This window comes from Gilvimarinus gilvus (assembly GCF_030518155.1).
Taxonomy (GTDB): Bacteria; Pseudomonadota; Gammaproteobacteria; order Pseudomonadales; family Cellvibrionaceae; genus Gilvimarinus; species Gilvimarinus gilvus.
The window spans coordinates 1-6,677 of record NZ_JAULRU010000579.1 but is presented as its reverse complement, the minus strand read 5'-3'; the positions used below and the strand labels follow the sequence as shown (position 1 = coordinate 6,677).

9 protein-coding genes are annotated in these 6,677 nt (G+C 44.2%); 1 reads left to right on the top strand and 8 read right to left on the bottom strand.

Going from position 1 to position 6,677, the window contains the following annotated elements:
• Window positions 1-137 precede the first annotated feature (137 nt).
• Window positions 138-557 (bottom strand): VOC family protein, encoded by a 420-nt coding sequence (locus QWI17_RS13775; protein WP_302723099.1) that lies wholly within the window; start codon window positions 555-557, stop codon window positions 138-140.
• A 58-nt stretch (window positions 558-615) separates the two neighbouring features.
• Entirely contained in the window at window positions 616-1,206 is a 591-nt protein-coding gene (locus tag QWI17_RS13770) for a hypothetical protein (protein WP_302723098.1), read from the bottom strand.
• A 65-nt stretch (window positions 1,207-1,271) separates the two neighbouring features.
• Between QWI17_RS13770 and QWI17_RS13765 the strand changes: the two genes are divergently transcribed.
• Window positions 1,272-2,291: a transposase gene (locus QWI17_RS13765; RefSeq protein WP_302723097.1), complete on the top strand. Its 1,020-nt coding sequence runs from the start codon at window positions 1,272-1,274 to the stop codon at window positions 2,289-2,291.
• Window positions 2,292-2,823: 532 nt separating this feature from the next.
• Here QWI17_RS13765 and QWI17_RS13760 read toward each other — a convergent pair.
• From QWI17_RS13760 to QWI17_RS13735, 6 genes are all read right to left on the bottom strand, one after another.
• Complete coding sequence (locus tag QWI17_RS13760; RefSeq protein ID WP_302723096.1) at window positions 2,824-3,645, bottom strand: MerR family transcriptional regulator; 822 nt, start codon at window positions 3,643-3,645, stop codon at window positions 2,824-2,826.
• Between the two features lie 247 nt (window positions 3,646-3,892).
• A complete protein-coding gene (locus QWI17_RS13755) occupies window positions 3,893-4,438 on the bottom strand; it encodes a DUF4145 domain-containing protein (protein WP_302723095.1) in 546 nt (181 codons plus the stop codon).
• A gap of 142 nt (window positions 4,439-4,580) precedes the next feature.
• A complete protein-coding gene (locus QWI17_RS13750; RefSeq protein WP_302723094.1) occupies window positions 4,581-5,027 on the bottom strand; it encodes a DUF4240 domain-containing protein in 447 nt (148 codons plus the stop codon).
• Window positions 5,028-5,166: 139 nt separating this feature from the next.
• Window positions 5,167-5,544 carry a hypothetical protein gene (locus tag QWI17_RS13745; protein WP_302723093.1) on the bottom strand — a complete coding sequence of 126 codons (378 nt, stop codon included), beginning with the start codon at window positions 5,542-5,544 and terminating at the stop codon, window positions 5,167-5,169.
• A 128-nt stretch (window positions 5,545-5,672) separates the two neighbouring features.
• A complete protein-coding gene (locus QWI17_RS13740) occupies window positions 5,673-5,999 on the bottom strand; it encodes a hypothetical protein (RefSeq protein ID WP_302723092.1) in 327 nt (108 codons plus the stop codon).
• A gap of 112 nt (window positions 6,000-6,111) precedes the next feature.
• On the bottom strand, window positions 6,112-6,420 hold the full coding sequence (locus tag QWI17_RS13735) for a hypothetical protein (protein WP_302723091.1): 309 nt from the start codon (window positions 6,418-6,420) through the stop codon (window positions 6,112-6,114).
• Window positions 6,421-6,677: the final 257 nt, after the last annotated feature.

Below are 6,677 nucleotides of genomic sequence, written 5' to 3'. Positions count from 1 at the left end.
TTTGGTTGGCCAATTCAAACCATTCATGAAATTATCGGAAGTAGACAGACAAAAAATCAAATTTACATGAAGTTGAGTTATAAAACACTCAACTTTTGGTGAGCTATTGTTCTTTGACAGGCCCGGTCATATAGGTGTTATGCGCTTTCGGTGCCAAAATATTTCTCCATAAACTCAGGTGATGGCTCACAACTTGAGCTTATATCTATCAGCAGGCCATCCGGGTCTACTGTCAGGAATCTACGTTGACCATAATACTCATTCTTTGGTTCTTGGATAATCTCTAGCCCCATAGATTGAGCTCTCTTGAACAGTTCATCGCAGTCGAGTACGACGAACGCAATACTGGCACCCTGTGGGGCCTTCTGAAATGCCTTTGGTACAAGATCATGAGTTCTCGGCTGAAGTATTAGTTCAATTGACTCGTTATCGGAATCCGAAAGTTGAACAATCCACTCTGCTTCAAAGCCTGGCTTCAGGTCAAGGAGATCACAATAGAATGCCTTGGATCGATTTAGATCATCGACATACAGTGCAGGTACCATTCTTTCTATCATTTGTCTGCTCCTTGAATGCTGAACTGGATACGCTTGCGCTGCAACGCATTGTTATGCGTCAAATATTTGGCCTAAGTGTCTCTATAATCTGCGCATCTACCCAATATACATTGTAATCCTTAGCGCTAACCTGCCTATTGAAAAACAGGTATTTCCCGTCTGGTGTAACCTTCGCTCCCGAGTCTGCGCCACTTGTATTTATTTTGTCACCTAAGTTGATGGCAGCGCCCCAAGAGCCATCTTTTTCCCGAAAACTGATGTACAAATCCACTCCACCAAATCCGCCGCGTCTCTCACTATCCCAAATAATATAAGACTCATCCAGAGCAATGAAGGGGTGAGCTGTCCATTTTCCAGTATTTATTTCTTTACTGAAAGGTCTCGGAGCTTCACGTTCACCATCTACTATTCTCGAATAACGTAGAGTTCCAACTTTATCTCTTTCATCAAACACATAAGTACCATTTTTCGAAACGGTGAGACTCATGATAGATATTTTATCAAATACTGAACCTAGACTTTTTAATTCCGACCAATCATCATCAATACGTTCTCTATATTGATTGCCATCGTGCATGATATTTCCATCAGGTGAAATAAAGCCACCTAAATTGGCGTCGAGAAACGGGGACACCCACTTACTTGACAATGCCACACCCCTGAACCAAAGTAAAAGTCAGCAGGTTATACACCACTTACGCTCAAGGAGGAGCCATGACTCAACCCCGTAAGCGATTGATTTCATTAGACGATACGCCTTGGTATCACTGCGTTTCCCGCTGTGTGCGGCGGGCGTTTTTATGCGGCTCTGGCGAGGGCTACGACTTTGAGCACCGCAGAGGCTGGATCGTCCAGCGGATCAAGCAATTGGCAGCCATTTTTACGATCGATATCGCTGCCTACGCGATCATGTCCAATCACTACCATGTCGTTCTACGCGTCAACCGGGATGCGGCCGAATCCCTAACGCGAGAGGAAGTGATCGAGCGCTGGCGCCAGCTCTTTAAAGGCCCGGTATTGGTACAGCGGTATCAAGCTGGCGGCTCGCTCACGAAACCAGAGTTGGAGATCGTGGACGCGATTGTTGAAGATTGGCGTCAGCGTCTTTCAGACATCAGCTGGTTTATGCGCTGTCTGAATGAACCCATTGCCCGTTGGGCGAACCAAGAAGACAATTGCACAGGGCGGTTCTTCGAGGGCCGCTTTAAAAGCCAGGCATTATTGGATGAGCGTGCCGTCCTTAGCTGCATGGCCTATGTAGATTTAAACCCGATTCGGGCAGGTATGGCCGACACACCAGAGTCTTCGCACTTTACCAGCATTCAAGAGCGTTTGGGGATTAAGCCCGAGACGTTAGTAGAGCCACAAATCGAGCCTGACACTGAGACGGCTCTATCAATGGCCGAGTTGATGTCCTTTTCCGGCGGTGAACACCACGGCCATCAACCGCAACATTTGCCCTTTGATTTGATTGACTATCTAGAGCTGGTGGATTGGTCAGGTAGGGCCATTCGCGACGACAAACGCGGTGCCATCAAGGAAAGCCTTCCCGGCATCCTCCAGAGGCTTGGCCTACCCTCAAAAGACTGGCTTGATACCTGCTGTCACATCGAACGGCGTTTTGGCCGAGCCATCGGCCCGGTCGCCAAAGTCAGTGAGCTGTGCGAATCGTTACATTTAAATTGGATGCATGGCATTCGGAACTGCCGAAGGCTCTACCCGCAAACCGGCTAACAGCTACCCATGCCAAAAACAATTTGCGCCCCTATCGGGCAAGGACTCGTGCGCCCGAAATACCCTATATTTGCGAAAAAGCCGCCTATGGCTTACCGCTAGATAGAATGAGCCAACAACCGTTGGCCAGAGAGGCGAACGGCGAGCGCTTTTTTCAGTCTGTGGGTGTCTCGTATTTATTTTGCGAAAAAGCCGTCTATGGCTTACCGCTGGATAGAATGAACCAACAACCGTTGTCTAGAGAGGCGAACGGCGAGCGCTTTTTTCAGTCTGTGGGTGTCCTAGTTTTCCCCGGTTGCGGTCTCGACAACAACGCATCGTACTGTGATTGAAAAATTTCCTGCAAAGCTCGCTCGGACATTCCGTGTCCTCTTTTTTTGGGTTAAGGGTTACCACCCCCGCGCAGCGGGTTTGTACAACGCCAAGTGCAGCGTCAGTTTGTGGTGTGGCGTTTTGTGCTAGCGTAGCGGCCAGCACAAAAGAAGCCACGGAACAAACTGTCCGACTGGCACGTATTGTTACGTTAACTCTCTTATTTACCGCGTGAACCAATCTTTCTCAGCTCAGCCAGATTGTCCTTCAGTGTATGCTCAGCAAAGTATATCATTGCTTCATTTAGATGTTCAGCTAACCCGAGACCGTAATGTTCGTGCATTTCGAATGAAACCTCGTCATCCAGAATAGAGGAAGCGAATTGTAAATAGCCATTGTAACCAATGCCAGTAAAACCATCATGAATGCCATATAGAAAGGTATTCATAATTTTGTAATGCTCCATTACTTGTTCTTGAACTGTTTTTGAGTTCGCTGCTAGTACTAATAGCTTGGAATATTCTTTGTGAAAGCGTTCGCTTTGCTCACGATGATACTTCGCTTCACTTTCGCTCAAATTTGCTAGATCTTGAAACATTGATCCCACAAGACCTGGATCTTTTCTATCCTTCTGGATTCCGTCCCAGCGCTCAATTTTTTCCTTCGGAATATCACCAAAAAGAATATCTCTGTTTAATTTTCCTTTAACGTTTTTCATGGTCGCCTCAATGCTGTCAATCATTAACTGTGTTTGACTAATTCTCTCCAGTAGCATCAATTTTTGGTCATCAAAAGCTTTGAGTAAATCATAGCTGTCATTGGTTAGTATTTCCTTTATCTTGGCTATGCTAAAGTCAAGCTCTCGATATAGGAGAACTTGTTGCAACATAACGACATGCTCATGGTGGTACTCGCGAAAACCATTGTCTACTCGACGTATAGGCTTTAGCAATCCTATTTCATCGTAATAGTGTAATGTGCGAACGCTAATGCCTGCCAATCGGCTCAATTCACTTACCGTATAGACTTTCTCAATGCTCAATGTGTTTCCCTCTATTTAATACCACTCTAAGAGAGTTTTGATTGTTAACTATGACGTAAGGTGAGGATCAAGAGTTTTTTACCCAATAATAGCAATCTTTTGATTGCGAAGAACGTAACGCCCGGCTCACCAGCGCTCAAGCCGGAGGGGTTTTTGTGGTAAAGTGTAGCGCAGCGAAACCAACAAAAACAGCGTAGGTTTGGGCGTCTGCGTGGAGCCGTTTGTTAGCTTTTTTCCTAATAAATAGCTACGCTTGGCGGTGATGAAGCCTTTCTGTTGAATCTACTTGTTCACGTAAATAAGCATAAAGCGTTAAAAACTTAAATTCAAACACTACTCGCCAGCCAACAACACTTATAAATTCACTTTTATCTTGAGGAAGCGCCGACGAAGCACCTTGCCTCCAAGCGAGAATCTGCGCAAAGGCGTCCCATCCATCTTTTGACAAGGCAACTATCTCTTGCATTCGAGATTGAATGCTTTCAGTACTGAATGTCTGATTTTCTGCATCATGAGCGCAATCATTTCGAATTTTTCGCATAAGATGTAGCTGTGATTTCTCATCAGCTTGTATTAGACCTAACCTAAAAGCCATATCTATTTTGGCACTCAAATTACCAAGTGGAGCATTACCACCATCAAATAATTCGTCATCTTTCTTTTGACCGAAAACCAGTCTCGCCTTAATGTAATCTTTAAGAACATTCTCAACTAAAGCAGCCACAACTAATATACAGCCCCTGTCACTCTCGTGACTTATAGATTTTATTAATTCGTCTGCCTCTTTTAGCATTCAATAGATCTCGATTATTTCGTTTTTTCGTTCAGCTTATGCTCTATCTCAACGTCTAAGCTAACGCCGCCAGCACAGGCCGGAGCACGAAGTGCGGAGGTCCAGCCCCGCAGGGGCGATTGTGCCTGGCCTTGTTATACGCTTACTTCCAGCCATTGACATTTTTATAAGTTTCATAATCTGTTGGGGAAACATACTCCCACTCTTTATCATTTTTCTGCTCGTATGCTTCCTGAGCGACGTACAGTATGGCCTCGAACTCCATATCTTTAGGGAATTCTTTTGGATTCTCTAAGACGTGCTGGAAAAGCTCTTTGCCATTGGCTACTACCACACACCTAGAATAAAGAAAGCCATCTACAGAAAAGTACTCATCTTCGTTGGCATAGGCATCTTCGCCTATCTGTTTTGCATGAGCTTTAGTGTCCAGCGCGAAGAGCTTCTGAGCTAATAGCTCTTCAAATTGAAATATTTCTTCATCTGACTTCTGTGACAAATAGTTCACAACCGGCTCAACGACAGCTTCGTCGTCTCCTGATTCTTCCCAATTGAGCATTCCGATAATGCTCCAGAATTCATTCTCGTTCATGACTCTCCTTGCGTATAACGCCTTTGTCAGCCGCGTTTTGGTCGTAGTGGATTTTTGTGCAAAAATGGCCGAAGGCCATGCACAAAAAGGAGCGAAGACCAAAACGTCGGCTGGACAAATTTGTTAGGCTTTTTGCACATTAGAATATTTCCATTACGAAGGCTTCACCTTCTGGAGGAAAATCGAATATTACAGATTCGTACTGGCTTTCCTCAGTTTCTATATCGATTGAGTCACCGCTTTCGAACTCTATAGTTAATAGTTTGGGTGATTTCAATACAGCTTTTTTAGCAAGCTGCCTGCCTAAAGCACCCCAAGGGCCAGAATTCGGAGCATCGTCCCACTCGTATTCTTTACCGTTTATTGATGCGAATACCCGCTCATTGCATTGAACTCTAAAATTGACAAACTGGATATTGAAACCGTATGAGGCAAGCAATATCGACTCAACATACTCCTCTTCTTTGGCAAAATAATGATTGAGTAGTTCAACAATCTTTTCGTTAAATAAAATCATTATCGATTCACTTGAAGCCTAACGCCTACAATAACGGGCCGGAACGGAGAAGCCAAATTTGTGATTCGCAAATTTGAGCGACGCAGTGGAGGTCCGAGCCAGCTTGCTGGCGGGCGTTGATTGTTTTGTTAGAACACATTTGCTAGTTGCCCATATATTGGCGAACAATAATTGTGGCCAAGCTTGCCAATTTCTGATTGCCAATGAAACATATTCTTAATATTTTCGTTAAAGATACCTTTCTCTATTCCCACACTTAGAGCCTGCATAAGATCTTCAATGCTCTTTTGGCAAACAGAATCATATCTATCGTCTGATTTATCGCACAAGAAAATAATAATGCCGACTTCATTCCTGTCTTGGAAAAAAACAGATTTAATCCCAATTCCATGAGCGTAATCATACGCACTAAGCGTAAATTCTAATTGTTTATCTTCAAATAGTAGGTAGCTCATGTTTGTGTTCTAACGCCGCCAGAATGCGGCTGCTTTGTAGTTGTTTAAATTATGGCAGTCTTTTTCGCCATAATTTAAACGACGGAAAAGTAGCTCGCCATTACTGGCTTTGTTAAGGCTTGAACTGTTTAAGTCCCCACCAGAACCTTGCCACAAACGGAAGCAAGAGGGCTAATAGAGTTAACTGCCCCAACGCCACAAATTTTACGCTATTAATTGGATCAAATAATTTCACCGCCAAGTGAAATATGGGACTCAATATAAGCATTACTATTATTTCCGGAAGTATCGCGCTTTGCATTGGGTCTATTTCTGGCTCTTTCCCCTGCTGGAGCTGCCTCAAAGTCTCACTGGCGATACTTATATACTTCCATGTAAGTGCAATTAGGATCGGCAATATCAAGAAAATGATGATTTTCATGCTTGAGCCTTAACATATTAATAGGCGTCTGGCGCCAGAATCGACGGCATGACACCTATCCAAGTTTATTAATAACACGACACTATCCCACAACCCACGGGTGATCAAGGCTTTGCGCTTTTAGGCGCATAATTCATTCCGGGATAGGTGTCATGGGCTGATGCCTATCCCGGCTATATCCGTCACAGCTAAGTTATTGAAATACCGTTGTTATTTTCATTTTATCAAATAGTTTACCGAAATAGGCGTCGCGCCGA

Excerpts from the sequence above, each read along its gene's own strand:
- QWI17_RS13775 (WP_302723099.1), bottom strand. The coding sequence starts at position 557 with ATGATAGAAAGAATGGTACCTGCACTGTATGTCGATGATCTAAATCGA.
- QWI17_RS13765 (WP_302723097.1), top strand. The coding sequence starts at position 1,272 with ATGACTCAACCCCGTAAGCGATTGATTTCATTAGACGATACGCCTTGG.
- QWI17_RS13755 (WP_302723095.1), bottom strand. The coding sequence starts at position 4,438 with ATGCTAAAAGAGGCAGACGAATTAATAAAATCTATAAGTCACGAGAGT.
- QWI17_RS13750 (WP_302723094.1), bottom strand. The coding sequence starts at position 5,027 with ATGAACGAGAATGAATTCTGGAGCATTATCGGAATGCTCAATTGGGAA.
- QWI17_RS13745 (WP_302723093.1), bottom strand. The coding sequence starts at position 5,544 with ATGATTTTATTTAACGAAAAGATTGTTGAACTACTCAATCATTATTTT.
- QWI17_RS13740 (WP_302723092.1), bottom strand. The coding sequence starts at position 5,999 with ATGAGCTACCTACTATTTGAAGATAAACAATTAGAATTTACGCTTAGT.
- QWI17_RS13735 (WP_302723091.1), bottom strand. The coding sequence starts at position 6,420 with ATGAAAATCATCATTTTCTTGATATTGCCGATCCTAATTGCACTTACA.